This is a genomic window from Erythrobacter sp., from assembly GCA_019739335.1.
Classification (GTDB): Bacteria; Pseudomonadota; Alphaproteobacteria; order Sphingomonadales; family Sphingomonadaceae; genus Alteraurantiacibacter.
Window position 1 is genome coordinate 1,034,317 of record CP073261.1, and the last position, 26,623, is coordinate 1,060,939.

At 64.6% G+C, this 26,623-nt stretch carries 23 protein-coding genes; 13 read left to right on the top strand and 10 right to left on the bottom strand.

Annotated features, from left to right (window positions below):
• Positions 1 to 26 precede the first annotated feature (26 nt).
• The 3 genes from JY451_05105 to JY451_05115 form a co-directional block, all read right to left on the bottom strand.
• Positions 27 to 1,628, bottom strand: a complete 1,602-nt coding sequence (locus JY451_05105; protein QZH75957.1) for a methylcrotonoyl-CoA carboxylase — start codon at positions 1,626 to 1,628, stop codon at positions 27 to 29.
• The gene (locus JY451_05110; GenBank protein ID QZH75958.1) at positions 1,625 to 2,641 is read right to left on the bottom strand and encodes an esterase; all 1,017 of its coding nucleotides are present in this window, start codon (positions 2,639 to 2,641) and stop codon (positions 1,625 to 1,627) included. The genes JY451_05105 and JY451_05110 overlap by 4 nt, the downstream gene beginning before the upstream one ends.
• Before the next feature lie 157 nt (positions 2,642 to 2,798).
• Complete coding sequence (locus tag JY451_05115; protein ID QZH75959.1) at positions 2,799 to 3,959, bottom strand: acyl-CoA dehydrogenase family protein; 1,161 nt, start codon at positions 3,957 to 3,959, stop codon at positions 2,799 to 2,801.
• Positions 3,960 to 4,161: 202 nt separating this feature from the next.
• On the opposite strand from JY451_05115, the gene JY451_05120 reads away from it, so the two are divergent.
• Positions 4,162 to 5,619 carry a PAS domain-containing protein gene (locus JY451_05120; protein ID QZH75960.1) on the top strand — a complete coding sequence of 486 codons (1,458 nt, stop codon included), beginning with the start codon at positions 4,162 to 4,164 and terminating at the stop codon, positions 5,617 to 5,619.
• 3 nt (positions 5,620 to 5,622) lie between these two features.
• Here JY451_05120 and JY451_05125 read toward each other — a convergent pair whose 3' ends face one another.
• Positions 5,623 to 6,723 carry an SAM-dependent methyltransferase gene (locus tag JY451_05125; GenBank protein QZH75961.1) on the bottom strand — a complete coding sequence of 367 codons (1,101 nt, stop codon included), beginning with the start codon at positions 6,721 to 6,723 and terminating at the stop codon, positions 5,623 to 5,625.
• Positions 6,720 to 7,649, bottom strand: a complete 930-nt coding sequence (locus JY451_05130) for a prolipoprotein diacylglyceryl transferase (GenBank protein ID QZH75962.1) — start codon at positions 7,647 to 7,649, stop codon at positions 6,720 to 6,722. Before JY451_05130 ends, JY451_05125 begins: the two co-directional genes overlap by 4 nt.
• Positions 7,650 to 7,798: 149 nt before the next feature.
• On the opposite strand from JY451_05130, the gene JY451_05135 reads away from it, so the two are divergent.
• Positions 7,799 to 10,567: a [protein-PII] uridylyltransferase gene (locus JY451_05135; GenBank protein ID QZH75963.1), complete on the top strand. Its 2,769-nt coding sequence runs from the start codon at positions 7,799 to 7,801 to the stop codon at positions 10,565 to 10,567.
• A gap of 25 nt (positions 10,568 to 10,592) precedes the next feature.
• Here the strand turns inward: JY451_05135 and JY451_05140 are convergent, their stop codons facing one another.
• The 3 genes from JY451_05140 to JY451_05150 form a co-directional block, all read right to left on the bottom strand.
• Positions 10,593 to 10,931, bottom strand: a complete 339-nt coding sequence (locus JY451_05140; GenBank protein ID QZH75964.1) for a PilZ domain-containing protein — start codon at positions 10,929 to 10,931, stop codon at positions 10,593 to 10,595.
• A gap of 109 nt (positions 10,932 to 11,040) precedes the next feature.
• Positions 11,041 to 11,508 (bottom strand): hypothetical protein, encoded by a 468-nt coding sequence (locus JY451_05145; GenBank protein ID QZH75965.1) that lies wholly within the window; start codon positions 11,506 to 11,508, stop codon positions 11,041 to 11,043.
• Positions 11,509 to 11,566: 58 nt separating this feature from the next.
• On the bottom strand, positions 11,567 to 12,247 hold the full coding sequence (locus JY451_05150) for a YggS family pyridoxal phosphate-dependent enzyme (GenBank protein QZH75966.1): 681 nt from the start codon (positions 12,245 to 12,247) through the stop codon (positions 11,567 to 11,569).
• Positions 12,248 to 12,270: 23 nt separating this feature from the next.
• Between JY451_05150 and JY451_05155 the strand changes: the two genes are divergently transcribed.
• From JY451_05155 to JY451_05190, 8 genes are all read left to right on the top strand, one after another.
• Complete coding sequence (locus JY451_05155; protein QZH75967.1) at positions 12,271 to 12,807, top strand: thiamine phosphate synthase; 537 nt, start codon at positions 12,271 to 12,273, stop codon at positions 12,805 to 12,807.
• 191 nt (positions 12,808 to 12,998) lie between these two features.
• Positions 12,999 to 15,347: a DNA translocase FtsK 4TM domain-containing protein gene (locus JY451_05160; GenBank protein QZH75968.1), complete on the top strand. Its 2,349-nt coding sequence runs from the start codon at positions 12,999 to 13,001 to the stop codon at positions 15,345 to 15,347.
• 42 nt (positions 15,348 to 15,389) lie between these two features.
• Positions 15,390 to 15,848 (top strand): ATP-dependent zinc protease, encoded by a 459-nt coding sequence (locus JY451_05165; protein ID QZH75969.1) that lies wholly within the window; start codon positions 15,390 to 15,392, stop codon positions 15,846 to 15,848.
• Positions 15,845 to 16,750 carry a 30S ribosomal protein S6--L-glutamate ligase gene (gene rimK, locus JY451_05170; protein QZH75970.1) on the top strand — a complete coding sequence of 302 codons (906 nt, stop codon included), beginning with the start codon at positions 15,845 to 15,847 and terminating at the stop codon, positions 16,748 to 16,750. The genes JY451_05165 and rimK overlap by 4 nt, the downstream gene beginning before the upstream one ends.
• Positions 16,751 to 16,882: 132 nt before the next feature.
• Positions 16,883 to 17,782 carry a hypothetical protein gene (locus JY451_05175; GenBank protein ID QZH75971.1) on the top strand — a complete coding sequence of 300 codons (900 nt, stop codon included), beginning with the start codon at positions 16,883 to 16,885 and terminating at the stop codon, positions 17,780 to 17,782.
• Positions 17,772 to 18,920 (top strand): hypothetical protein, encoded by a 1,149-nt coding sequence (locus tag JY451_05180; GenBank protein QZH75972.1) that lies wholly within the window; start codon positions 17,772 to 17,774, stop codon positions 18,918 to 18,920. Before JY451_05175 ends, JY451_05180 begins: the two co-directional genes overlap by 11 nt.
• The gene (locus JY451_05185) at positions 18,847 to 19,605 is read left to right on the top strand and encodes a hypothetical protein (GenBank protein ID QZH76769.1); all 759 of its coding nucleotides are present in this window, start codon (positions 18,847 to 18,849) and stop codon (positions 19,603 to 19,605) included. Before JY451_05180 ends, JY451_05185 begins: the two co-directional genes overlap by 74 nt.
• Before the next feature lie 109 nt (positions 19,606 to 19,714).
• A complete protein-coding gene (locus JY451_05190; GenBank protein QZH75973.1) occupies positions 19,715 to 20,236 on the top strand; it encodes a hypothetical protein in 522 nt (173 codons plus the stop codon).
• A gap of 24 nt (positions 20,237 to 20,260) precedes the next feature.
• Here the strand turns inward: JY451_05190 and JY451_05195 are convergent, their stop codons facing one another.
• Positions 20,261 to 21,823: a tannase/feruloyl esterase family alpha/beta hydrolase gene (locus JY451_05195; protein QZH75974.1), complete on the bottom strand. Its 1,563-nt coding sequence runs from the start codon at positions 21,821 to 21,823 to the stop codon at positions 20,261 to 20,263.
• A 94-nt stretch (positions 21,824 to 21,917) separates the two neighbouring features.
• Here JY451_05195 and JY451_05200 point away from each other — a divergent pair, with 94 nt between their 5' ends.
• Complete coding sequence (locus JY451_05200; GenBank protein QZH75975.1) at positions 21,918 to 23,363, top strand: ATP-binding protein; 1,446 nt, start codon at positions 21,918 to 21,920, stop codon at positions 23,361 to 23,363.
• On the opposite strand, the gene JY451_05205 is transcribed toward JY451_05200, so the two are convergent.
• A complete protein-coding gene (locus JY451_05205; protein QZH75976.1) occupies positions 23,360 to 23,542 on the bottom strand; it encodes a DUF1328 domain-containing protein in 183 nt (60 codons plus the stop codon). The two genes, JY451_05200 and JY451_05205, sit on opposite strands and share 4 nt — an antisense overlap.
• A gap of 162 nt (positions 23,543 to 23,704) precedes the next feature.
• Between JY451_05205 and ald the strand changes: the two genes are divergently transcribed.
• Complete coding sequence (gene ald, locus JY451_05210) at positions 23,705 to 24,820, top strand: alanine dehydrogenase (protein QZH75977.1); 1,116 nt, start codon at positions 23,705 to 23,707, stop codon at positions 24,818 to 24,820.
• Positions 24,821 to 24,919: 99 nt separating this feature from the next.
• Positions 24,920 to 26,623 carry a diguanylate cyclase gene (locus JY451_05215; GenBank protein QZH75978.1) on the top strand — a complete coding sequence of 568 codons (1,704 nt, stop codon included), beginning with the start codon at positions 24,920 to 24,922 and terminating at the stop codon, positions 26,621 to 26,623.

Genomic DNA, 26,623 nt, shown 5'->3' on the forward strand with positions numbered 1-26,623 from the left:
GCCATAATCGTTGCCCCCTCGACGCCTCACATCCGAAACACCCCAAAGCGCGGCGCATCCGCAATCGGCGCTTCCAGACAAGCAGCGAACGCCAGCCCCAGCACGTCCCGCGTTTGTACCGGGTCGATCACTCCGTCGTCCCACAACCTCGCAGTCGCATAATACGGGTTGCCCTCGTCCTCGTACTTCTGCCGGATCGGGGCCTTGAACGCCTCGGCCTGTTCGGGCGTCCAGGAATCCGCATCGCGGTGCACTGTCGCCAGCACCGAAGCCGCCTGTTCGCCGCCCATCACCGAGATCCGCGCGTTGGGCCAGGTGAACAGGAAGCGCGGGGAGTAGGCCCGCCCGCACATACCGTAATTGCCCGCGCCGAAGCTGCCGCCGATCACCACCGTCACCTTGGGCACCTGCGCCGTCGCCACTGCCGTCACCAGCTTGGCGCCGTGCTTGGCGATGCCTTCGGCTTCGTACTTGCCGCCGACCATGAAGCCGGAGATATTCTGCAGGAACAGCAGCGGGATGCCGCGCTGGCAGGCGAGTTCGATGAAATGCGCTCCCTTCTGCGCGCTTTCGGAAAACAGCACCCCGTTGTTGGCGAGGATCGCGACCGGCATTCCCCAGATATGCGCGAAGCCGGTGACCAGCGTGGCACCGTATTCGCGCTTGAATTCATGGATCTCGCTGCCGTCCACCAGCCGGGCGATCACTTCGTGCACATCGTAGGGCGCGCGCACGTCGTCGGGTATCAGCGCGTAGAGATCGTCGGCGTCGAATCGCGGGGCGCGCGGCTCCCTCATGTCCACTTGAGCTTTTGTGGAAGAGCCCAGATGCGAGACGATATCGCGCACAATGGTAAGCGCATGCTCGTCGTTCTCGGCGAGGTGATCGACCACGCCGCTCTTTCTCGCGTGGAGCGCTCCGCCGCCCAGATCCTCGGCGCTGATTTCCTCGCCCGTCGCGGCTTTCACCAAAGGCGGACCGGCGAGGAAGATCGTCCCCTGTTCGCGTACGATCACGCTCTCGTCGCTCATCGCCGGGACATAAGCCCCGCCCGCAGTGCAGCTGCCCATCACGCAGGCGATCTGCGGGATGCCCATGCTGCTCATTTGCGCCTGATTGTAGAAAATCCGCCCGAAATGGTCGCGGTCCGGGAAAACCTCCGCCTGATAGGGCAGGTTGGCCCCGCCGCTGTCGACCAGGTAGATGCACGGCAGGCGGTTTTCCTGCGCCACTTCCTGCGCGCGCAGGTGCTTCTTCACCGTCATCGGGTAATAGGCACCGCCCTTCACCGTCGGATCGTTGGCGGCGATCATCACCTGCCGCCCGGACACCCGGCCGATCCCGGCAATGATCGAGGCACCGCTGACATCTCCCTCGTACATGCCGTTGGCCGCCAGCTGACCGATCTCCAGAAACGGCGAACCGGGATCGAGCAGCCGCTCGACCCGCTCGCGCGGCAGCAGCTTGCCGCGCGAAACATGCCGCTCGCGGTGCTTCTCCGGCCCGCCCAGCGCGGCCTCGGCCACGCGAGTGCGCAGGTCTTCTGCGAGCGCCTTGTTATACGCGAACCTCGCCTTGGCTTCGGGGCTTTCGCGGTCGAGCTTGGAAGACAGTACAGGAGCGGTCATTGGGCCTCGATTGCAAGATGCTGTGCAAAGAACGGCAGCACTTCGGTGCGGATGCGTTCGCGGATGCGGTTGCCGTGGTCGCCTTCGTAGAGTTCGAACTGGTATTCCACGCCGAAGCGATCCAGCTCGCGGCGGAACTGGGCATTGCCTTCGAGCAGGAAGTCGGCATCGCCGATGTCCATCGCAAAGCCTTCCAGTGCCGCCAGTTCGGGCAGGAATTGCGGCATCAGTACTACCGGCGAATTGGCAGCGAGGCGCTGGTTGATCAGCGGATCGATGGTGCCGTCTTCGCGCAGGCCGGTGTCGATACGGAGGAAGTGCTCGGCTGTTGGATCGGGCGACCAGGTTGCCAGCGTCGACACGCTCGCCAGCTGGAAGAATTCGGCGGCGGCCACGTCCTCCTCGCTCATGGCTTCGATGGCGCGCGCCTGATCGGGCGTCATTTCCATCGGCGGCAGGCAGCAGGCGCTCATCATGTAGATGCTGGAGAAGATGCCGGGGCGGTGCATGGCGATGCGGATCGTGCCGTAGCCGCCCATCGAATGCCCAGCCAGCCCGCGCGAGGCGGGATCGGCAAGCGTCCGGTAATTGGCATCGACCCAGCCGACCAGATCATCCGCCACCATGCTTTCATAGTCACCCACGATCGGCCCGGACGAATAGAAGCCGCCGCGCAGCTTCGAGAACCCGTCGGGCATCACCATGATGAAATCATGCCCCGTCTCGCTGGACGCCTGCACCGCCTCGTCCAGCCGGAAGCCGGCCTGCTGCACCTCGACCGGCATCCAGTAACCGTGCAGGAAATAGACCACCGGATAGCGGCGTTCGGGGTTCTCGTCATAGCCGGGAGGAGTGACGACCACGACATTGCGCGCGGTGGAATTGCCTTCGAGATTGCCCGCCAGCGAGGGCGCCTCGAAGGTCAACTGCGCCACCCGTGCGGTGTCCTGCGCAGCAGCGGGGGCAGCCAGCAACAGCAGGGCGGACAGAGCGGTAACGGCGGATTTCAGCATGATTCCTCCTCCTCTTGCATGTCCCTAGGCGGAGGGGCCGCGCCTGACAATCGCCCGACAATCGCATCGGCCATGCCGTAGGCGGGAGCGCCGGGCAGCTGAAGATGGCGCAGGAAGTTATCACCCCGGCGGTGTTGTCTGGATGGCAAGGAGGGCGCTAAACCCCGATCAATTCCCGCCCGATCAGCATCCGCCTGATCTCGTTCGTCCCCGCGCCGATGTCCAGCAGCTTTGCGTCGCGCAGGTAGCGTTCGACAGGCCAGTCGGTGGTGTAGCCCGCGCCGCCCAGCGCCTGCACCGCTTCGCCCGCTACGCGGAAGGCGTTTTCGCTCGCCAGCAGGATCGCGCCCGCCGCGTCGAAACGCGTGGTCTGACCGGCATCGCAGGCGCGGGCCACGGCATAGGCATAGGCGCGCGCCGATTGCAGCGCGACATACATGTCCGCCACCTTGGCCTGGATCAGCTGAAACGCGCCGATCGGCTTGCCGAACTGGCTGCGTTCGCGGACATAGGGGATCACCGTGTCGAGGCAGGCCTGCATGATGCCGAGCTGGACGCCGGAGAGCACCACGCGCTCGTAATCGAGCCCGCTCATCAGCACCTGCACGCCCCTGCCTATTTCTCCGAGCACGTTCTCTGCAGGCACCTCGCAATTGTCGAATACCAGTTCGCTGGTGATCGAGCCCTTCATGCCCATTTTTGCGATCTTCTGCCCGCAGGAGAAGCCGGGCATGTCCCGCTCGATCAGGAAGGCGGTGATGCCCTTGCTGCCGGCATCGGCATCGGTGCGGGCATAGACCACCAGTGTCTGTGCAGCGTGACCGTTGGTGATCCAGAACTTGGTGCCGTTGAGCACGTAGCCGCCCTGCACGGCATCGGCCTTCAGTTTCATAGAAACGACGTCCGAACCCGCCCCCGGCTCGCTCATCGCCAGTGAACCCACATGTTCGCCCGAAATCAGGCCAGGGAGGTATTTCGCTTTCTGCGCGGCATTGCCCCAGCGGGCGATCTGGTTGACGCAGAGGTTCGAATGCGCGCCGTAGCTGAGCCCGACCGAGGCGCTGGCGCGGCTAACCTCCTCCACCGCGATGGTATGTTCGAGATAGCCGAGCCCGGTGCCGCCGTCGGCCTCGCTTACGGTCATGCCGTGCAGGCCCAGTTCACCCATCTCGGGCCAGAGCTCGATCGGGAACCAGTCCTCGGCATCCACCTGTGCAGCCAGCGGCGCAATCCGCTCGTCGGCGAAGCGGGCAACGCTTTCGCGGATCATCTTGGCCTCTTCGGTCAGGCCGAAGTCGAAATCGGGAGTGGCACGCATGGGAATGGTCCTTGGTTGGTCGGCGGGGGCAATAGCAAGCGAGCGCGGGGAGGCAAACAGGTTGCACGCGAAACCGGCACTGATAAGCTCGGCTTTGCAATTCCCGCAAAACCGCGCTAAAGCTCGCCTGTTGGGGAATAAGCCTTTGAATTTAAATACTATTCTACCAGATCCGGGAAAGTTTGTCCCCGCTCCACGAATCGTGGACGAGGCTGAGCGTTTGCGCGTGCTCGATAGTTTCGCGCCTGATTCACTGCAGGACGATGCCGAACTCGCCGCCATCGTGCAATTTGCCGCGCGCTTGTGCGATGTGCCGATTGCGCAGGTCACGCTGGTTGAGCAATTGCGCCAGCGCTTCCTTTCCGGCCTGGGACTCGACGTGTGCGAGGCTTCGCGCGACGGCTCCTTCTGCGCCGAGGCAATGCTGTCGCCGGGACTGATGGAAGTGCGCGATGCCACCGGCGATCCGCGTTTCGCTTCCCATGCAATGGTCACTTCCGCGCCTGCTATCCGCTTCTATGCCGGACAACCGCTGATTTCTGCAGAAGGAGTGCCGCTAGGTGCGCTTTGCGTCATCGGCACGGTCGTGCGACCAGATGGGCTCACCGCGCTTCAGCGTCAGGGTATGGAAGTGCTGGGTCAGGCGGTAATGCGTCGGCTCAACGCGCAGCGTGAAAGCATTCGGGCGGAGCGGGAAATCGCCTTGCGCGAAGACCGCCTGCAACGCATTCTCGAAGGCATGCCGCAGATCGCCTGGTCTGCCGATGCGGAGGGCAATTTCGACTATTTCAACGCTCGCTGGGAAAAGCAGATCGGCGCGGCGCCGCCGGGATCTTCCGACGAATGGCAGCGCTTCATCCATCCCGACGATCACGAGATGATCTTCGCAGATTGGTATGGGGCACTCAGGAGCGGGGAGGAATTTGCTGCAGAATATCGGCTGCGTTTCGCTGATGGAAGTTACCGTTGGGTAATGGGGCAGGCCCTACCGGTAACCGAAGCGGACGGAACCAAGCGCTGGTTCGGCACGGTCACCGACGTCCACGAATTGCGCCAGGCGCTGGAACAGCGCGACATGATCGCCAGCGAATTGTCGCACCGGATCAAGAACATCTTCGCGGTAATGATCGGACTGGCAACCTTAAAGGTGCGCAAAACGCCTGAACACCAGCCCTATGCAGACGAACTGGTCGAAGTGCTCCGCGCGCTGGGCCGGGCGCACGATTTCGTCCAGCCGGGTGCAGCGTCGGCGCAGGATCGGTTGCAGGGATTGCTGGCAGCACTGTTCGCGCCCTACTCTGACAATGCGAGCACCCCGCGGGTGCTGGTGAGCGGGGCAGACAGTGCCATCGGCCTGAATGCCGCGACGCCACTGGCGCTGGTATTCCACGAGCTCGCGACAAATTCCGCGAAGTATGGCGCTCTTTCGGGAGAGGTTGGCCATGTGACATTGGCGGTGGAGGATCGCGGCGAACACATCGCGCTGAACTGGGCCGAGCATGGTGGCCCTCCCGCAGTTGATAGCGGGCAGGACGGTTTCGGTTCGCGGCTGGTGGAAATGAGCGTGAAGGGGCAGCTCGGCGGCAGCTGGGAACGCCGGTTCACGCCCGACGGACTGGTTGTGCAACTGACCGTCTCGAAGAAATCTATCGCGCGTTAGCGGTCAGGCGACGGGCGGGGCGAAGCCGACTGCATCAGGCCAGTCGGGTCCGGTCAGGCCCATCACCTTGAACAGGCTGCCCATTTGCTCGGGCGAAGTCAGCCGGTCGCGCGCGCGCATCAGCGCTTCGCGGTGCTGCGGGGCGAATTTGGCCAGCGCCTCGGCGCGCTGGTCGATCCCCAGCGCTTTCAGCCAGGCCCCCTGCTCCACCGTGCCGAGCACCCGCGCGCCCCGCGAACGGGCGATCTGTTCCATCTGCGCGAAATCGACATGGGCGGAGAGGTCCACTTCTCCCGGAGCATCGAACACGCCGACCCTCTGGTGATCGCGTACCGCTTGCAAGCTGGCACCGGAACGCCCATCGGCATGGCCGTAATCGATGAACAGGGCCGCACCGCCCTGTTCCGCCAGCCGCCCCGCCACTTCGAACAGAATGGTGGCGCAGGCGGGCGAGGTTTCGATCACCGTACCCAGCTGTGAATTGCGTTTCGCTTCGGCCACCGCGGAATCCATCGGTTGGCGACCGGGCACTTCGATGAAATTGCCCGCGGTGTCCACGCTCACCATGATCTCGCGCCAGCCTTCCTCGGTTTTCACAAGCTGCCGCACCGGCAAGGCATCGAGGAATTCGTTGGCCACCAGCAACACCGGTCCGGCCAGCGGAATGCGGGAGAGATCGTGGTGATGGATTGCTTCGGGAAGCGTCGCCAGTTGTGCATCGCGCATCCGCCGCGAAGTCTCCACAAGGTGCATCTTCGGCTTGAGTCCGTAGCGCAGCATCGCCCGGAAGGCATCGCGCGCGAGCGTGCCCCTACCGGGGCCAAGCTCGACATAATGCACCGGCTCGGTTCGCCCGGCGCGGATCCACATGTCCGCCAGCCACAGCCCGATCAGCTCGCCGAACATCTGGCTCACTTCGGGGGCGGTGATGAAGTCCCCGCCCCCCACACTGCTGGGACCGCCTATGGGCTTGCGATCGGTATAATAGCGGGCATTGGATTCGCCCATGTAATGCGCCAGGCTGATTGGCCCGGTAGCTGCGATCAGGCGCCGGAAGGTTTCGCCAAGGTCGCGCCGGGCATCCTCTTCGCGCAAGTCGCTCATGCGGAAGTGGTATCCACCTCCGGCGGCGCGCCCGTGGGCGTTGCCGGGATTTTCTTCGCGCCGGTGGCGGTGGCCGGGCGGGTCAAAGACCAGACCACCAGCCCCAGCCCCAGCACGAGCATCGGCACCGTCAGCCATTGCCCCATGCTGAGCCCGGTGCGCTCGGCGAATTCGGTCAGCTGTGCGTCCGGCTGGCGGAAGAATTCAACCGTGAAGCGGGCTACCGCGATCAGCACGGTGAACACGCCGACAAGAAACCCGGTGCGGAAGCGCGCGCGGGTCAGCCAGAACAGGCTCAGCATTACCACCAGCACCAGCAGCCCCTCACCAAACGCCTGGTAGAGCTGGCTGGGATGGCGCGGGAGCGCGTCGGGATCGGTCGGGAAGATCATTGCCAGTGGCGCGTCCGGCCCCGCAACGCGACCCCACAACTCGCCGTTGATGAAATTCGCCAGCCGCCCGAGCAGCATCCCCATGCCGACATTGACGCTGATATAATCGCAGACCCGCAGGAACGGCAGCCCGCCGCGCCAGCTGACATAGCCGATGGCTGCTACCACGCCGGCCAGTCCGCCGTGGAAGCTCATCCCGCCGTCCCACAATCGCAGCGCGCGCCAGGAGATGAAGCCATCGCCCGAAAAGTCGGTCCACAGGCCGGGTTCGTAAAAGGTCAGATAACCGATCCGCCCGCCGAGGATGATGCCCAGCGTACACCAGAAAAACAGGTCATCGACATGGACCTGCGCCATCGGCGCGCCAGGAGCCTTGATCATTCTCGACAGGTGCCAGTAGGCGAAAATAATCCCCGCCAGATAGGCGAGCGAATAGTACTTCAGCTCGAAAAACCCGAGATCGAGGCCGGGGCGCAGGCCCAGCTCGCTCCAGCGGATGACTTCGCCCGATGCTGTGGCCAGCATATCCAGCATTGTATGTGCGCCCCTTGGCGTTGCGACCGCGCGCGGCCCGTTATGCGCGCGGCTTTGGCATAGAGCAGGCGCGGGTTAAAGCCCCGCTAACCCGCACGGAAGGGATTGCCGCTTTGCAATGCGGCCAGCGCGCGCCTATTTCCGCCCGCGTGAACCTTCCCAGCATCCCCCAGCAGCGCAAGATCATCGATCGCCGCGCGCTTGCGGCCAGCGTCGCCGCAATCGTCGAGCAGCACGGCGCAACGGCTGGGCGGCAGCGGGTGGTCGATGCGCTGCGCCACGCGCTGGCCGAAGGTCGCAAGGAAATCGGTACCAGGCTCGCCCGACACCCCGGCGCGGGGCACGAGCACGCGCACAGCCAGGCATTCCTGATCGACCAGCTGATCCGGGTTATCCACGATCACGTGATCGACCACGTCTATCCTGCCGCCAACCGTTCGAGCGGCGAACGTATCGCGCTGCTGGCAGTGGGCGGCTACGGGCGCGGCGAGATGGCACCCTATTCGGATGTCGACCTGGCGTTTATCACCCCGCACAAGCCGACCAGCTGGTGCGAACAGGTGATCGAGGCGATCCTCTATTACCTGTGGGACCTGAACTTGCAGGTCGGCCATTCCAGCCGTTCGCTGGCGGAAATGGTGCGGATGGCGAGGGGCGACCTGACGATCCGCACCGCGCTGCTCGAAGGGCGTTACCTGTGGGGTGATAAGGGCGTGTACGACATGGCCAGCGCCCAGTTCTGGAACGAAGTCGTCCCCGGCACCCAGGCCACTTTCGTGCAGGAGAAGCTCGAGGAAAGCAACGCGCGGCACAAGCGGATGGGCGATTCGCGCTATGTCGTCGAACCCAATGTGAAGGATGGCAAGGGCGGCCTGCGCGATTTGCAGACGCTCTACTGGATCGGCAAATATACCCACCGGGTCAAAAGCGCCGCCGATCTGGTCGAAACCGGGCTGTTCACCGAACGCGAATACCGCAGCTTCCGCCGTGCCGAAGGGTTCCTGCTGGCAGTGCGCGCGCACCTGCATTCGATCTCGGGTCGCGGAGAGGACCGGCTGACCTTCGATCTCCAACGCGAAGTGGCCGAGCGGATGCAGTATGCCGACCGCCCCGGCAAAAGCGCGGTCGAACGGTTCATGCAGTTCTACTTCCTCCAGGCCAAGCACGTCGGCCACCTGACGGGGGTGTTCCTTGCCGAGCTGGAGGAACAGGCGACGCAAAAGAGCCGGGTGGCAGGGTTCTTTTCCTCGATCCGCCGGGGCCGCTCGCGGAAGGTCGATGGCTATCTGGCCGAAGGAGACAGGCTGGCTGCGCCCTCGGACGACTGGTTCGCCAAAGACCCGGTGCGCCTGCTCGAAGTGTTCGCCGTGGCCGAACGCGAGGGGCTGGAAGTCCACCCCGGCACCATCCGCATCGCCCGCCGCGATGCCGGGCTGATCGGCCCCGAAGTTCGCCGCGACCCGCGGGCCAACGACCTGTTCATGCAGGTGCTGGCAGGCAAGCGCGATCCTGAGACGGTGCTGCGCTGGATGAACGAAGCCGGCGTTTTCGGCCGGTTCGTGCCGGATTTCGGCAAGGTCAACGCGCAGATGCAGTTCGACATGTATCATCATTATACGGTGGACGAACACACCATCCGCGCCATCGGTCTGCTCAGCGAGATCGAGCGCGGATTGCACGGCGAGGATCACCCCCTCGCCAGCGAGATCATACCCAAGCTGGTCAACCGCCGGGTACTGTTCGTCGCCACCTTGCTGCACGATATCGCCAAGGGGCGCGGCGGCGATCATTCGGTGCTGGGGGCAGAGGTGGCGCGCAAGCTGTGCCCGCGGCTGGGGCTGGACGAGAAGGAGACCGAACTCGTCGCCTGGCTGGTCCGCTACCACCTGTGGATGAGCGCCACCGCCTTCAAGCGCGACCTGTCCGATCCGCGCACCATCGCCAATTTCGTCGCCGAAGTGCAGAGCCTTGAACGGTTGCGGCTGCTGACCGTGCTCACCATCGTCGATATCCGCGCGGTCGGGCCGGGGGTGTGGAACAGCTGGAAGCGGCAATTGCTCGCCGATTGCTACGAAGCGGCGCAGGAATTGCTGCGGCTCGGACACAAGACCCACGGGCGCGCCGAGCGGGTGGCGGCGAAGAAGGAGCGGGTGGGCGACCTGCTCGGCGCAAAGGCGCACTTGGTGGCCGATCTGGATGATCGTTTCGACGATACCTACTGGATCGCCGAGCCGGAAGACGTGATCGCCATCAACCTCGCGCATTATGCTGCAGCCCGCGCAGCGCAGGATTCGCTTTCGATCCATACCGTGTATTACGCTGCACTGGGGGCCACGCTTGTGACGGTGATCGGCAACGATCATCCGGGCCTGTTCTTCCGCATTGCCGGGGCCATCCATCTGGCAGGCGGCAATATCTGCGACGCTCGCATCCACACCAACAAGGTTGGCAAGGCGGTGGACAATTTCCTGGTGCAAGACCCGCTGGGCAAGCCGTTCAGCGAGCCATCGCAGCTCAAGCGCCTGCAGAAGGCGATCGAGGATGCACTGGCAAATCGCATCGACATGGTACCGAGCCTGGCCAAGCGCCCGCTGAAGCACATGCGGGCGCAGAATTTCCGCGTTTCGGCTGAAGTTACCTTTGATAATGACGCGAGCAGCCGCTTTACGGTTATCGAGGTCAACGCAACCGATCGCCCGGCGCTGCTCAACCGGCTGACGCGGGCGATGTTCGAACAGAACCTGTTGATCAATTCGGCGCACATTACCCATTACGGGGAGCGCGCGGTGGATACCTTCTACGTCACCGACCTCTTGGGGATGAAGGTCGATTCGGCGGAACGGCTACGCAAGGTGGAACGGGCCCTGCTCGATGCAGTTGCGGCGGGCGAGACCGAACTGGAGGAAGCGGCGCAATAGCGCGGCGCAATGCTGCCGGCTTGCGTCAGCCGCAGGTGGCGACGATGTGATCAAAGACGTAGGGGCTGATCGGGGTCAGGAAGCGGCAACCCGCCGTGTCCACCTTTGCCCAGCACACTTCGGCCTGAAGCAACTGGATTCCGGCGAAGCGGATAAACAGCGGAGTGCCGCGCGGCGGCATGTCGAGAATGGTGACCTGGAAGCCGTCCGGCGTCAGATCCGCCAGTTGCGCCCGGCGCCAGGCGCGGTTGCCGATCCGGATATCGCAATCGATATCGACACGCGCCCGGCCATTGTTCCGGTGATCGGAGTCGGTGCCTTCGGACAGACCGGTCTGCTGGGCCACATCTATCATCGCGTTCACCCGTTAACCTTGCAATTCCTGAGGGGGTCTGTGTGTTGCAACGCAATACCCCCGGTGGCATTAAGGTTCGGTTGCGGCGTACCTGCGTAAAGTACGACCTGTAGCAAGATTATCGCATCCGTTCGACGCGCAGATAGCCCGAGCCCTCTTCGAAGCGGATTTCGTACGCCCCGCTCCAGTGGCGCGAGATCGTTCCCACCCATCCCACGCGGACGCGATTGCGCAGAGTCGAGCCGTCGATCTCGCGCCAAAGCTGGCCGTTGTCGAACAGCACCACTTGTGACCGGCGCGCGCCTTGGAGGATCTCGGTGACGGTGGCGGTGACACTGTTGTCGGTGGCGTCACGCTCGATATTCTCGTCACTGGCACGAAAACCGAACACCTCCTCGCGCTGTTCTGCGGCCTGCTCCGCCCGCTCGGCTATCACCACGCTTTGGCGCGCATAGGTGGCGTCGAAACAGGCCAGCCGCTCGGCATCGCTCTCCATCGCGGCGCAGGCGGCATAGGGGTCGTCCTGTGCAGCGGCGGGCGCGGCGAAAAGGAGCAGGAGCGGCAGGGCGAGAAGGCGGCTGGTCATGGCGTGGCGTCCCGGAATTGGCGGATATGAAGGACTTGGCGCGTGCAGCACCCCCGCGTCAAGTGCGGGCGCCAAACAGCGCGGTACCTACGCGCACATGGGTCGCGCCAAGCATGATCGCGGTGGGGAAGTCCCCGCTCATCCCCATGCTGCGGCCTGTCAGGCCGTGATCGTCGGCCAGCTTGGCCAGCAGCGCGAAATAGGGGGCGGGTTCGATGCCTGCGGGGGGGACGCACATCAGCCCGGCAAGAGGCAGTTCAGCCGCGCGCGCCTGTGCCAGCAAGGCGGGCAAATCGGCAATCGGGCAGCCGCCTTTCTGCACTTCCTGCCCGATATCGACCTGCACAAATGATGCAACCTGCCGCCCGAACTTGTCGAAGGCCCTGGCCAGCGCGGTGACAAGGCTCGGCCGGTCTAGAGAGTGGATACAATCGAACAGCCGCGCGGCGTCTTCCGCCTTGTTCGATTGCAGGCTGCCGACGAGGTGCAGTTGAATGCCAGGGGTCGCTTCACGCAGGGCTGGCCACTTGGCCTGCGCTTCCTGCACCCGGTTTTCGCCGAATACCCGCTGTCCGGCGGCTATCAAGGGCGCGATATCCCCGGCGCTGTGGGTCTTGCTGACCGCGACCAGCGTGACCTCCTCCGGCTTGCGGCGGGCGATGGCGCAGGCGCGGGCGATTTCCGCGTTCACGGCGGCGATGCGACCAGAAGAATCGGAGGCAGTGGCACTTTCACTCATGGGCGCGCTATAGCGCGAGAGGCATGTCTTTCCAGTCCCTCCCCCGCCTGTGGCTGCTTTCCGACGCGCGCAACGATGAGGTGCTCGAAATTCGGCTGCGGCAACTGGGCGCGCCTTCCGCCTTCGTTTACCGGCATTACCACCTGCCACCGAAAGGGCGGCTGGCGCGATATCGCCAGCTGGCGCGGGTCGCGCGCGCCGAGGGGCATCTGGTGATCCTCGCCGACTCGGCGCTGACGGCGCGCGAATGGGGTGCGGACGGGATCTATGGTGCCCCGCTGGCGCTCTATCCGCGTCGATGCGATCTGCTGCGGGTGGCCACGGCACATGATATGAGCGAGATTGCGCAGGCCAATCGCGTGGGGGCGGACGCGGTGATGCTTTCTGCGGCCTTCCCGACCAATTCGCATCCCGGCGGCAAGGTGCTCGGCCCGCTGCGCTGGCATAGCCTCGCGCGGCAGGCGCAAATGCCGGTCATCGCGCTGGGAGGGATGAACTCCGTCACTTCGCGCCGCCTTGGATGTGAGCGTTGGGCTGCGATTGATGGGCTTTCAGCCTGAAACGCTGAATTTGCCAAATCTCGGGCCGAAGGCCCGCAAGGGCAACCGCCCGCCCGGACCGGCCCCGCAGTGAAGCGGAGGGAATAGCCGGGAGGACGAAGCCGCGGACGCGGCTTCATGACAAACAAATTGACCCATGAGTCCCCATGTGGGATTCTCCCCGTCGGGACGCATACGCAAGGGGATTCACCATGGCCACGCGGGCCAACACTGCCGGGACAGACTGGAAAGCCGCTTTCCGCCGCTCGCTCGCGCGTTCTGCGCAGCTGACGGGCGCGGTGTTGCTGTTCGGCTTCACAGTTTTCCTTGCACTGGCGCTGGTCAGCTACAGCCAGACCGATCCCTCGCTTTCCACCGCTGCCGGGGACGTGGTGGACAACTGGATGGGCAAGCCCGGCGCCTTCATGGCCGATCTGGCGCTCACTGCATTCGGCTGGACTTCGCTGCTGTTCCTGCCGCTCACCTATGCCACTGCGCGCAAGCTGTGGCGCGATGCCGAGGAAGAAGAGCACTGGGACGGCAAATGGTGGCGCGCGGTCGGCCTGCTGCTGTTGGCGATGGCCCTGCTGGCGACGACTTTCGCGCTCGTCACCGATCCCGGCAACCACTCCTGGCCGGCAGGCTTTGGCGGGCTCGTGGGCCTGCTGGGCGAAGGCGCGATCCAGGCCCTGGCCGGACTGCTGCCCGAACCGGCGCGGGTCTGGACCATCCTTGGCGCTGGCCTCGCCACCCTGATCGGCGGCGCGGTACTGGCGGGCCGGGTTTTCGCGCTCGACTGGGCGAGTCTGCTCACCGTACCCGACTGGATCAGGAATCGTCCGCGCCTCACTGATCCGGTCAATCCTCTCAAGCCCGAATCCCGCAAGCAACGCCGCAAACCCGCAGTGGCGGAAGACGAGGACGAGCGCGACGACGACGAGCAAGCCCTGGCCGAACGTCGCCGCGCGCCCGAAATCAGCGATGCCGCCGCTCCGCCGCGCCGCGCGAGGCCCGAACCCAAGGTCAGCCAGAAGGACCTGTTCGCCGAGTACGAATTGCCCTCTGTCGAACTGCTGGAGGAAGCCAAGGGCAACCAGGCCCCGCCGCTCGACAAGCTGGCGCTCGAACGCAATGCCCGCCTGCTCGAAACCGTGCTCGACGATTTCAACGTCAAGGGCGAGATCGTGGCGGTCAAGACCGGCCCCGTCGTCACCATGTACGAACTCGAGCCTGCCCCCGGTATCAAGGCCAGCCGGGTAATCGGCCTTGCCGAAGACATCGCCCGCAACATGAGTGCGATCAGCGCCCGCGTCGCCTCGATCCCCGGCAAGACGGTGATGGGCATCGAACTGCCCAATGCCAACCGGCAGACGGTCAACTTCCGCGAACTGGTCGAAAGCGAGGCCTTTGCGGCCAACAAGGGCGGGCTGCCGATCATTCTGGGTAAGGGAATCTCGGGCGATCCCATCGTGGCCGATCTCGCCGCCATGCCGCACCTGCTGGTGGCGGGCACCACGGGTTCGGGCAAGTCGGTGGGGCTCAACGCAATCCTGCTCAGCCTGCTATATCGCTTCACGCCCGCGCAGTGCCGCCTGATCCTGATCGATCCCAAGGTGCTCGAACTCAAGAGTTACGACGACATCCCCCACTTGCTCGCCCCGGTGGTGACCGAGCCGCACAAATCGGTACGCTCGCTCAAGTGGGCGGTGGAGGAAATGGAACGCCGCTACCGGATGATGAGCGAGATCGGCGCGCGCAATCTGCTCGGCTTCAACGAACGCGTCGCCGCCGCCGCTGCCAAGGGCAAGCCATTGAAGCGGACGGTGCAGACCGGTTACGATCCCGACACCGGCGAAGCGGTGGTCGAGGAGAAGGAACTCGATTACGCCGCGCTGCCGCAGATCGTGCTGATCGTGGACGAACTGGCCGACCTGATGGTGACCGTAGGCAAGGAAATCGAAGTGCTGATCCAGCGGCTCAGCCAGAAGAGCCGCGCGGCGGGCATCCACCTGATCATGGCGACGCAGCGTCCTTCGGTCGATGTCATTACCGGGGTCATCAAGGCCAACCTCCCTACCCGCATCAGCTTCAACGTCACCAGCCGCATCGATTCGCGCACCATCCTCGGCGAACAGGGCGCCGAACAGCTGCTCGGCAAGGGCGATATGCTTTACAAGCCGAACACCGGCTCGCTCGCCCGCGTCCACGGGCCATTCGTCTCCGACGAGGAAGTCGAGAAGGTGGCCGAACACTGGCGCGCGCAGGGCGCCCCCGCCTATGTCGATTCGGTTACCGAGGAGCCGGAAGACGGCGGCTACGGCTACGACGAGGACGAGTTCACCGGCTCCGACAATCCGGAAGAGCGCAAGTACCGGCAGGCCTGCCAGATCGTGATCGAGAACCAGAAGGCCAGCGGATCGTGGCTTCAGCGGCAGATGGGAGTGGGCTACAACACCGCCGCCAAGTGGATCGAGCGGATGGAGGAAGACGGACTGGTCGGCCCGGCCAACCACGTCGGCCGCCGCGAAATCTACCGCGACAGGGACGGCAATCCGCTCTAGGGGGCGGGCATGTCTGACCAAGCCTCCGGAAAGCCTGCTAAAATGGCGGCCCGGCCCATCGAAGTGATCGGCTGGCGCGAACGGGTGGACCTGCCCGATCTCGGCCTCCACGCCATCCCCGCCAAGATCGATACCGGCGCACGCACTTCCTCGCTGCACGCCACCGTGCTCGCGCAATTCGAGCGAGACGGGAGGAATTTCGTGCGGTTTGCGGTCGATTTTCCGGCGCAGCACGTGCGACAGGTCTGCGAAGCGGTGCAGGTGGATTGGCGCGGTGTGACCAGTTCCAATGGCGAGACCCAGCGGCGGATGATCATCAAGACTCCGCTCAGGATCGGCGGGCAGATCTTTCGCGTGGAAATCAGCCTTGCCGACCGTTCGGACATGAAGCTGCCGATGCTGATCGGGCGTTCCTCGCTGCGTCGCCGGTTTGTCGTCGATTCCGGGCATAGCTGGTTGCAGACGCCGGGAATGCGTCCGGCCAAAGGACACAGATCATGAAAATCGCCATGCTGGCGCGCAACCCCACGCTCTATTCGCACCAACGGCTCGTCGAAGCGGCAGAGGCGCGCGGACACACGCTCGATATCCTCAACACCACCCGCTGTTCGGTGAACATCGCCAGCCATCGCCCCACGGTGCTGTACGAAGGCAAGACTCTCGGCAAGTACGATGCAGTGATCCCGCGCATCGGCGCATCGATCACGCATTACGGGCTGGCGGTGCTGCGGCAGTTCGAGATGGCGGGGGTCTGGCCGCTCAACGAAAGCGTTGCCATCGGTCGCAGCCGCGACAAGCTGCGTTCGATGCAGATCCTTGCCAAGCACGGGCTGGGCCTGCCGCTGACCGCCTATGCCAATGACCCCAAGCAGGCGGAGGAGATCATCAAGGCGGTCAAGGGGCCGCCGGTGGTGATCAAGCTGCTCGAAGGCACGCAGGGCATCGGGGTGGTGCTGGCCGAAACCATGAGCAGCGCCAAATCGGTGATCGAGGCGTTTCGCGGGGCCAAGGTCAACATCCTGGTGCAGGAATTCATCAAGGAAGCGGGCGGCACCGACATTCGCGCGCTGGTGGTGGGAGGCAAGGTGGTGGCAGCCATGCAGCGTACCGGCGCGGCAGACGATTTCCGTTCGAACCTGCACCGCGGCGGCAGCGCCAAGATCATCAAGATCACCCCAGAAGAGCGCTCGACCGCGGTGCGCGCGGCCAAGCACATGGGTCTGAACGTGTGCGGGGTGGATATGCTGCGATCAAACCACGGCCCGGTGGTGATGGAAGTCAATTCCTCTCCCGGACTGGAAGGCGTGGAAGCGGCGACCGGCATCGATGTTGCAGGAAAGATCATCGCATTCCTCGAAGACAATGCAATCGCCGGGAAGACGAAGACGCGGGGCAAGGGATAGGGCCGGAGCGGGTCCGGATCGGGGCGGTCAAACCTTTCGTTTTACAGTTAGCAAGTTGTAAACCATCACTACGTAAAAGCCCCGAGTATGAACGGGGCAGCCATTTTTCGCGCACATTTTCGGGTGCTTTCCATGGCGGTGGGGCTTGCGGTCGCCACCCCTATTGCCGCGCAGGCAGATCCCGGCGGCGGCTGGAGCCTCGATCCCTTTGCGCGGCTGGAGGCGGGCGTAGTCCTGTCGCAAAGCGAGGACCGTGACGACGAGCTGATCATCAACGGTGACGGTGGCTATCTGCGCGGGCAAATCGGAGTCGAACTTGGCAACGAGACGACACAATTGCGGCTTGAGGCCGACCGGATCGAGGTCGAGCGGTTCGGTTCGGCCACCGGGCGGTCAGGTTACAATCGCGACCGCATTTCGGCCTCGCTCACACAGGAGCTGGGCGAGCAATGGGAAGTCGAACTCGCCCTTCGCGCCTATGACGATCTGGTCTCGGTCGAATCCGCCGATACCGACGAGCGGCAAACCTCGATCCTCGTGCAGTTCGAACCTGAACAGGCGCACCGCTTCCGCCTGCGCGGAACCTGGCGGGATCGCGAGTATGACGATGGCGCAGGACCAGGGGGCGCATCGTCCACGGGCGATGGCCTGCGCGTGGATGCCGATTACCGCCACCGGCTGGGACGCTATCACTATATCAATTTCGACCTGCGCACCGAAAGCATCGATTCCGCCAATCCGGACCGGCGCTACAGCCGCGAAAGCGCCAGTGTTTCCTACACCCACCCGCTCACCAGTGACCTCAGGGTGCGCCCCGCCGTGGAACTGCGCCAGACCCGCTTTGGCGGTCGGCTGACCCCAGCAGGCGAAGCGCGCGAGGACAGCCAGATCGTTCCCGAAGTGGAACTGCTGTGGTGGCCGGGCCAGTGGCGCATCGAAGCGGAAGCCAAGTACGTGTTCGGCGATAGCAACGATCCGGTTCGGGACCGGCGTGGCTATCGCCTGTCGCTGAGTGTCGGCTATGCCTTCTAGAGCCGTGCGGCATTGGCGGCTGAGCCGCTGGCGAAAATGGCGGCGGGTGCTTGCAAAGGCCACCCCGCAGATCAAGCGCCCGGCGCTGATCGGGGCTGCCGTGATCGGCCTCATCGGCGTGCTGGTGATCCTCGGCCTGATCCGCACCGAAAACCCGTTCCAGATGCCGAGTTCGCTGGGCGAACGGGCGGTGTCCTATGCCGTCTGGGGCATGAAGCCGTCCAACCTGCTGATGGCGCTGCCGATCGGTGCCTTCCTGGTGGTGCTGGCGCGCAGTTTCATCGGGATGAAGGCCTTCGGCCTGTTCACCCCGATGCTGATCGCCATCGCCTTCCTCCAGATCGGCCCGGTGTTCGGGCCGGTGGTGCTGATTGCGGCGGTGGGCGTCGGCATGATCGCGGCGCCGTCGCTGCTCAAGCTGCGGATGACGCGGGTGGGCTTCCTCGGGGTGCTGATTTCGTTCGTGGTCTTCGTGCTCGCAGGATTGCAGCAGGTGCTCGACACCGAATTGCAGGTCGATGCCTTCCCCGTGGTGGTGACCGCACTGTGCGTCGAACGCTGGTGGCGGCAATGGGAAAAGGACGGCCCCGCCCCCGCCGCGCAGATGGCGCTCAACACACTGGTGCTGGCATTGGTGATCCAGTTCGTGATGGTGAGCCACGTCGCGCTCACCCTGATCGAGATTTCGCCGCTGGTGCTCCCCGGTTTCGCCGGGCTCGCGATTGCCCTGCTGGGCCGGTATCGCGGGCTGCGGCTGTCCGAAATCAAACGTTTCGCCCCGATCTGGCTTGAAGGAAGACGCAATGCCAAGGCTGCTGCAACTCTCGACGAACGTGCTGGAATTGCCGTCCGGGATACCGACCGAGCTGTCGAGGCCAGCCCGGCGGTGGTGGTCCCGCTTTTCCCGGAGCCCAACTTCGGATCGACCTTCGGCTTCGCCACTGAGAATTCCGCAGAAGGGACACATCGACGAGATCCTCGGCATCAACCTGCGCAACGCGATCATCTCGAAGTACAACCCGCGCTGGGCCATCGAGGCAGCGCGCGACAAGGTGGCAGCCAAGGTGGCGCTGAACGCTGGCGGCGTGGTAACCACCGGAACGGTATGCGTCATCTCCAGCTATGGGGATCTGCTTGATTTCGATCCGCTGCGCGACTTGCCCGACAGCTGGGCGATCAAGCCTGCGCGCGGCAGCCAGGGCGATGGCATCCTGCTGGCAGTGCGGCGCGAGGGCAACGACTGGTACAAGGGATCGGGTACCAAGCTTACTGCGACAGATGTGATGAACCACCTGCGCCGGATCGTCGATGGCGGTTTTTCGGGTGATACCGCCGCCGAGGACGCGGCGCTGATCGAACCGCTGATCCGCCCCGACAAGCGCATCGCCGGGCTGGTGCCCGAAGGCCTGCCCGATGTGCGGGTGATTTCGCTGCGCGAACATCCGCTGATGGCGATGATGCGCATTCCCACCGTAGCTTCGGACGGCAAGGCCAACCTCCACCAGCGCGCCATCGGCGCGGCGGTGGATATCGAGACGGGCATCATCACCCGGGCCATGGTGGTGGGGCAGGAAATCACCCATCATCCCGATACCGGCGCGAAACTGATCGATTTCACCGTGCCCGAATGGGACCGGGTGCTGCTGATGAGCTCCAAATGCAGCGCCGCCATCGGGCTCGGCTATCTGGGCGTCGATATCATTCTGGACGAGAACGACGGGCCGATGGTGCTGGAAGTGAACGCCCACCCCGGCATCGAAATCCAGAACATCAACCAGAAAGGCCTGCGCCGGGCAATGATCCTGGCGGGAGAGAAGTTCTGACGCATGGCCAGCAGCAAATCATGATGGTTAGCCGGTATTAACCACGTTCGCGCAGGCGGTCTTAAGCCAGTTGTCTTATGCCTGACGGGTCGCAAAGGGGGAAAATCCCATGTTCGGTATGTTCAAAGCAAAGTCTGCCACACCCGTTCAGCAGGGTCCGGCCATCATAGAAGCCGCCATCGCAGTGGATTGCGCCGCCGATACGCTGTTCGGCCTGCTCAATTTCGCCGATCCGACCTGCTGGAAGCACGCGGTGGGCACAGTGGAAACGGTCGCCACCGGGCGGTTCCGCCTGCATCTCGATCTGCTGCCCGAACACGTTTTCACCATCGTGGTGAGCGATGCCGAACCCGGCCGCCTCTACGCTTTCGACACCCAGATCACCCCGCGCGCAGGCCGCATCACCCACGCCAGCGAACGCTATGAAATCGCCCCGACCGGCGCGGCGACCTGCATCGTCCGGCTACTGACCGAAGCCCATTTCGAAGCGGGCTTGCCCCGCAGCGAATGGCTCGAAGAAGCCGCGCTGATGGACCAGGCCGTCCACACGACGCTCGCGAAGCTGAAGCTGCACGCCGAATACGGCGCCGATGCGGTGCGCAATGTGGAGAATTTCCAGCGCGCGGCCTGAGGCTTGGGCATTCCAGGCGTCGCTTCACCCTCCCCTGCAGGCATAACTCGCTGCCGTATCGGGATCGCCGCCGACATAGTGCGGATAGGCCGGATGCGGGCAGAGCGGACGTTCTCCCGGTGCGCCGCTGCTGCGGGTTGCGGTGAGGCCTGCGGGCGCAGTGCCGCCTTCCACCCATTCCACCATCGCCGTCAGCAGGTCGATCCGGTCGAAACTCTCGCCGCCGCCACAATGGAGCATCCCCGGCATCATGTAGAACCGCGCCGCCTGATCCCATGCCTCGGCGCCATTGGCTTCGCGGGCGCGCTCGAAATAGTCCCAGGTGTCGTAGGCGGAGAACCACGGATCGGAGACGCCGTGGTAGTACATGATCTTGCTGCCGCGCCCGAGATAGGTCGAAAGATTGGTCCAGTAGGCAGTGTCGGTCAGCCGCCCCACGGCATCCCATTCGAGTTCGCGCAGACGGGCCGCTTCATCCATCGCGCGGGCCGAAGTGGCGGGACCAAACGGGCCGGGCTGGCCGGAAGGGAGATAGCCCGCGATGCCGGGGCCGTTATAGGTGATGCCGGTGTCCCAGGGGATCGCCGTGTAGAAGTCGCGACCCGCGAAGGCCTCGCGCAGCACCTCGACCTTGGGAGAGGCAATGCATTCGCTGGTCTGGCCCCCAGTCTGCCCGGCCCGGCATTGCAGCGCCGAGGGATCGAAGGCGCGGCAGGCCTCGACATTGGCGATGATGCCATCCTCGCGCCCGTCCCGCCCGTCGCACTGGCGGGTCAGTTCACGCTCGATCACGCGTCGCTCGGTGGCATCGAAACCGGCGGGCGTGCTGGTCCCGGCGGGTTGTGTGGCGTTCAACTGCACCTGCGCCAGTTCGATCGCCAGGTTGCCATGCCCGGGGCGCATGGCGGGGGCGCCGACCACGATCCCGTCGAACAGCTCGGGATAGCGCTGGCTCGCCAGCATCCCCTCGCGCCCACCGGTGGAACAGCCGGTCATGTACGAATGGTGCGGGTCGGCCTGATAGAATTGCGCGGTGATCGCGCGGGTTGCCAGCGTAACGGTACGCACCGAGGCTTCGGCGAAATTGAGCGCCGCCCGTTGGTCGGCGTAGAAGCTGTTGTCGAACACCGCGCCGCGATGGCCGCTGTCATGGCTGGCAACGGCGAAACCCCGCGCCAGGGCATTGTCCGCACCCGCCGCCACCGGGCCGACGGGCGGGCGCACCGAGCCGTTGAGCCCTCCGCCGCCCTGCAACAGGTACCGGCCGGTCCATTCGAGCGGCAGGGCCAGTTCGAAACCGATCCCGTATTCGACCCCGCCAGCCCCGGTCCGCCGGTTGATCGTCCCGGTGACGAGACAATGCGGCGGCATCTGCACCTCCGGGCCACCGAATCCGGCGGGGATGGTGCGACCTTCGGGCAGGAACTCTGCCGAGGTGATGACCACCTCGCCCATCCGCTGGCCAGTCAGGACTTCACAGCGTGCGCCGAAATCGCTGGTTCCTGTTTGCGCCGGAGTGCCGCCCGCTGAACCCGCTGCCAGTGCCGCCGCGCCCACTGCCACCAAGGCGATTGCCCGCTTACCCATAATCTCTCTCCCCAACCCGCGATCTTCACTGATCGCTGGATAAACTGCTTGCCGCACCTAGGCCAAGCGCCCCGCCTCTCCTATCCCCCCACCCGTGAAAGCGGAAATCGAAATCGGGCGGGACGCGCATGGCACGCCGGTAGCCATCGACGTGGAGGAACTGCTCGCCACCCGGCTCCTCGTGCAGGGCAATTCGGGCAGCGGCAAGTCGCACTTGCTGCGCCGGCTGCTCGAACAGAGCGCGGGCCTGGTGCAACAGGTGGTGATCGATCCTGAAGGCGATTTCACTTCGCTGGCCGATCATTTCGATCACGTGGTAATCGAGGGCGCAAGCTATTCCCCGCGCGAGATCGAGGCATTGGCGGGCCGCATCCGCCAGCATCGCGCCTCGGTGGTGCTGGCGCTCGACGATCTCGAAGTCGAAGCGCAAATCCGCTGCGCCGCGCAATTCCTCACCGCACTGTTCGATGCCCCGCGTGAACATTGGTATCCGGTGCTGGTGGTGGTGGACGAAGCGCAGATGTTCGCGCCGTCAGCCGCAGGTGAGATGGCGGAAGACACCCGGCGGATGTCGCTGGCGGCGATGACCAACCTCATGTGCCGGGGCCGCAAACGCGGGCTGGCGGGAATCGTCGCCACCCAGCGGCTCGCCAAGCTGGCGAAGAATGTCGCGGCGGAAGCCAGCAACTTCCTGATGGGGCGCACTTTCCTCGATATCGACATGCAGCGCGCGGCGGACCTGCTCGGGATGGATCGCAAGCAGGCGGAGCGGATTCGCGACCTCCAGCGCGGGCATTTCCTCGGCCTTGGCCCGGCAATTAGCCGCCGGCCGGTGGCGGTGCATATCGGCACGGTGCAATCGGGGGGCAAAAGCGGCGCTGCCGCGCTAACTCCGTTGCCGCAGGCCGATGCGGTGGAAATGGGCGCACTGCTGCACGCCGAACTGGCGCAGGAAGCTGCCGAGGCTGTGCATCGCCCGTCGCCGCCTTCGTCCCCGCCAGCCCCGGCGTTGGAGCAATTGGCGCAGAGCATTGCAGAGATCGGGGCCGAACGCGGGGCCGAACCCGCCGGGCCCGCTCCCACTGGATCGGTGGAGGAGGTGCTGTGGGAACTCGCAGCCGAAGAAGGCGCAACCTTCCTCCCCACCGCCACCCTGTTCCGCAGCTTTGCCACCCGCTGCCGGGAGCGCGGCATCGCCTCGGCGCATATCGACATGCCCGCATTCCGCCGCCGCTTCGCCTTTGCTGCCGCCGGGGTCGACCAATTGGAGGCGTCGCCGCGCGCCGCTGTCGAACGGCTGGCAGAAGGGGTCGCGGACGATGTCCTCGCGCCATATCTCGCCATCCTCGTCTCCGCCGCGCAAGGGCACGGCACCCCCGACGAAGCGACGCTTGCGCGCGTTTACGGCACCGCTTCACCGGGCCGCATCCGCCGCCTGCTCGAACATCTCGAAAAGACCGGGCTGATCTGCGTCCACGAAGACTTCGGCGGGGACCGAACCATTACCGTCCCCGGCATCGAAGCAGTGCACGCCGGCTAGAGCCGGCGGCCGACGCCTTTTGCAGCCTTCCAGCCCATGACGAGGAACACCACTGTTCCGATCAAGGCGATCACGAAGATGATCAGCGCAATATTGGCCAGCGCGCCGGCAACGCCGCTGAAGCCGAGGATCGCCGCGATTAGGGCGACGATGGCGAGGGTAAATGCCCAGCCGTACATGAAATTCCTCCAGAAATGCGAGTTTGTCTGTCAGACCAATGGCTGCCCAGGCCGAGAGTTCCGCAACTTCGCTCGGGCGTAAAAGGATCAGCAGCCATCAGCCCGCCGCAGATTGCCCTTTTCCGGTTTCAGTCGTAACGACCCCCGGCAAGGAGACTCGTCATGCGCATCGGCTGCCCGAAGGAAATCAAGAACCGCGAATACCGTGTCGGCCTGACGCCCGAAAGCGCGGGTGAGCTGGTCGCCAATGGGCACGAGGTCTGGATCGAGACCGGCGCGGGCGACGGCATCGGCGCGTTCGACCGGCATTACGAGGAGCGCGGGGCAAAGGTGGTCCCCACAGCGGCGGAAATCTTCGCTGAATGCGAAATGATCGTGAAGGTGAAGGAACCGCAGGCCGGAGAACGCGCCATGCTGCGCGAAGGCCAGTTGCTTTACACCTATCTCCACCTCGCCCCCGATCCGGAGCAGACCAGGGAACTCGTCAATTCGGGTGCGACCTGCATCGCCTATGAAACCGTCACCAGCCCACACGGCGGCCTGCCGCTGCTGAAGCCGATGAGCCAGGTGGCGGGACGGATGAGCATCCAGGCGGGCGCCAGCGCGCTGGAAAAGGCACACGGCGGGCGCGGTGTGCTGCTGGGCGGAGTGCCGGGCGTTATGCCCGGCAAGGTCGTCATTATCGGCGGCGGCGTAGTCGGCTTCAACGCCGCGCAAATGTCTGCCGGGCTGGGCGCGGATACCGTCATCATGGACCTGAATCCGGAAGTGCTGGAAAAGGTCGGCACCCATTTCGAAGCCCGGGCAAGCACGCGCTTTGCCAGTCGCGCGAACATCGAGGAAGCCGTGGCCGAAGCGGATATGGTGGTGGGCGCCGTTCTCGTTCCCGGTGCTGCCGCGCCCAAGCTGGTGACGTGCGCCATGCTCAAGACGATGAAGCCGGGCGCGGTTCTGGTGGACGTGGCCATCGACCAGGGCGGTTGCTTCGAAACCAGCAAGGCCACCACGCATGACGATCCGACCTATGTGGTGGACGATATCGTGCATTACTGCGTTGCCAACATGCCCGGAGCGGTGAGCCGCACCTCCACCTATGCGCTCAACAACGTCACCTTGCCCCACGCCATCCGCATCGCCAATCTGGGGTGGAAGGAAGCGATGCGCCGAGATCCGCACTTGGCGCAGGGGCTGAACGTCCACGCGGGCCGGGTGACCTATCCGGCAGTGGCGAGCGAGCTGGGATACGAGCTGCTGCCGATCGCCGAGGCGATCGCCTGAGCGCGTAGCAATACCCCTGTTGGGTTAACCCGATAGAAGGGCAGTGGGGATACCAATCCCTGCATCATGCGGGGGATTCCAATCTTTTTTCTTAGCCTGTTGCTGGCCATAAGCGGGCTGGCCCTGCCCGGACCTGCGCGCGCGCAGGAAGCGCACTTTGCGCCCGGCTCGGTGTGCCACACTGTTGCAGCTTCCGGTGAAGAGCTGGAGGAACTGGCGCGCCAAGCAGGGCGCTGGAACTGCAATCCGGATGCATGGCCGAGCGAAGGGCAGCGCATAGTCGTCCGTCTCGATCAGCGGCTTGCGCAAGCACCCGCCGACTATATCTCGATGCGCCGCCAACGCTTTGACGTGCTCGAGGTCCAGTCAGTTGCCGCCGATGGCAGCCGCGTGTCGAATCGCCTTGGCCCGGATGATCTCACCGATGGGGAGACCTTCTGGGAGGCATTCGTTCCGGTTCCCCAACTCGGTTCACCGGCAACCGCAATCATTCTTGCCATCGACAATCCGAACTTTCCCGGACGGATGCGGGATGTTGCGGCGGTCAGCGGCCCGCCGTTCGAAAAGGTCGCCGGGCTTTCGCACCTGTTCGCTGCCTTGCTGTGCGGTCTCCTGCTCGCACCGGTGTTCTTCGATCTCGGCTTCGCCCGCACCCTGCGTCAGCGGTTTCCGCTCTATCACGGGCTGTTTTGCTTCCTTGCCGCGGTGAACACGGCGACCGTGACCGGCGTGACGCAACTGGTGTGGACGATCGATCCGCACCTCCTCCCGGCGCTATCCACGCTATCATTTGACCTGATGGTCGCTGCATCCACCCTGTTCCTGATGAGCTTTATCGAGCCGGGCATTTTCAGCCGCACCGATCGCCGGGTCGCGCAAGCGCTTCCGGTGCTCGCAATTGGCCTGGGGCTGACAATGTACCTGGGTCCGGCAGTGTTTGGCGCTGGTGCGATACAGGCCTACTACGCAGGCTACTTGCTCTTCGTGATCATGCTGCTGGTGTTGATGGGGCGTGCCTGGAGGAATGGCAGCCGCGCGATCCGCTTCATTGTCCTTGCCTACACCCCGCTGATACTGGTCGGGCTGATGCGGATATTCTCGACCCTGTTCGGGCCGATCAATGCCCCGATCGAGGGCCTGTGGCAGCAATGCCTTGCCCTCGCTTTCGAAGTCGTGGTGACATCCTTTGCGGTTGCCGACCGCTTCATGACCATCAAGCGCGAGCGCGATAGCGCCCGCAGCACGGCGCGAGTGATGGAGGAACTGTCAGAACGCGATCCGCTGACCGGTCTGCTCAACCGCCGTGCGCTCGAAGCCCGGTTTGCCGGCCTGCGCGCAGAAGGCTTCACCGCGCTGGCCGCGATCGATCTCGATCATTTCAAGGCGGTCAACGATCGCTTCGGCCATGCCGCGGGCGATGAAGTGCTGCGCTGCGTGGGCAAGGTGCTGCGCAGCCGCGATGACCAGATGCGCGCCTTCCGCATGGGTGGCGAGGAATTCGTGCTGCTGCTGCGCGGCGACCATGCGCTGGCGCGCGCCGAGGAATTGCGCCTAGCGATTGCGGCGGCGGTAGAGAATTGTGCCGCCGTGCCGATTACCGTCACCGCCAGCATGGGCGTGGTGGAAGCTCCGGCGGACGCCTGGCCGGACGCGGGCTTCCTGTCGCTGTATGAACACGCCGACCGGCTGCTTTACGAAGCCAAGGAAAACGGTCGCAACTGCACCGCCAGCGAGCGGCTCAAAGTGTTCCGACCGCACCGCAAGGCGGACCGCCGCAAGAACGACCGCCGCGTGGCGGCGTGA

Excerpts from the sequence above, each read along its gene's own strand:
- JY451_05105 (QZH75957.1), bottom strand. The coding sequence starts at position 1,628 with ATGACCGCTCCTGTACTGTCTTCCAAGCTCGACCGCGAAAGCCCCGAA.
- JY451_05110 (QZH75958.1), bottom strand. The coding sequence starts at position 2,641 with ATGCTGAAATCCGCCGTTACCGCTCTGTCCGCCCTGCTGTTGCTGGCT.
- JY451_05115 (QZH75959.1), bottom strand. The coding sequence starts at position 3,959 with ATGCGTGCCACTCCCGATTTCGACTTCGGCCTGACCGAAGAGGCCAAG.
- JY451_05125 (QZH75961.1), bottom strand. The coding sequence starts at position 6,723 with ATGAGCGACTTGCGCGAAGAGGATGCCCGGCGCGACCTTGGCGAAACC.
- JY451_05130 (QZH75962.1), bottom strand. The coding sequence starts at position 7,649 with ATGCTGGATATGCTGGCCACAGCATCGGGCGAAGTCATCCGCTGGAGC.
- JY451_05145 (QZH75965.1), bottom strand. The coding sequence starts at position 11,508 with ATGACCAGCCGCCTTCTCGCCCTGCCGCTCCTGCTCCTTTTCGCCGCG.
- JY451_05150 (QZH75966.1), bottom strand. The coding sequence starts at position 12,247 with ATGAGTGAAAGTGCCACTGCCTCCGATTCTTCTGGTCGCATCGCCGCC.
- JY451_05155 (QZH75967.1), top strand. The coding sequence starts at position 12,271 with ATGTCTTTCCAGTCCCTCCCCCGCCTGTGGCTGCTTTCCGACGCGCGC.
- JY451_05160 (QZH75968.1), top strand. The coding sequence starts at position 12,999 with ATGGCCACGCGGGCCAACACTGCCGGGACAGACTGGAAAGCCGCTTTC.
- JY451_05165 (QZH75969.1), top strand. The coding sequence starts at position 15,390 with ATGGCGGCCCGGCCCATCGAAGTGATCGGCTGGCGCGAACGGGTGGAC.
- rimK (QZH75970.1), top strand. The coding sequence starts at position 15,845 with ATGAAAATCGCCATGCTGGCGCGCAACCCCACGCTCTATTCGCACCAA.
- JY451_05175 (QZH75971.1), top strand. The coding sequence starts at position 16,883 with ATGGCGGTGGGGCTTGCGGTCGCCACCCCTATTGCCGCGCAGGCAGAT.
- JY451_05180 (QZH75972.1), top strand. The coding sequence starts at position 17,772 with ATGCCTTCTAGAGCCGTGCGGCATTGGCGGCTGAGCCGCTGGCGAAAA.
- JY451_05190 (QZH75973.1), top strand. The coding sequence starts at position 19,715 with ATGTTCGGTATGTTCAAAGCAAAGTCTGCCACACCCGTTCAGCAGGGT.
- JY451_05195 (QZH75974.1), bottom strand. The coding sequence starts at position 21,823 with ATGGGTAAGCGGGCAATCGCCTTGGTGGCAGTGGGCGCGGCGGCACTG.
- JY451_05205 (QZH75976.1), bottom strand. The coding sequence starts at position 23,542 with ATGTACGGCTGGGCATTTACCCTCGCCATCGTCGCCCTAATCGCGGCG.
- ald (QZH75977.1), top strand. The coding sequence starts at position 23,705 with ATGCGCATCGGCTGCCCGAAGGAAATCAAGAACCGCGAATACCGTGTC.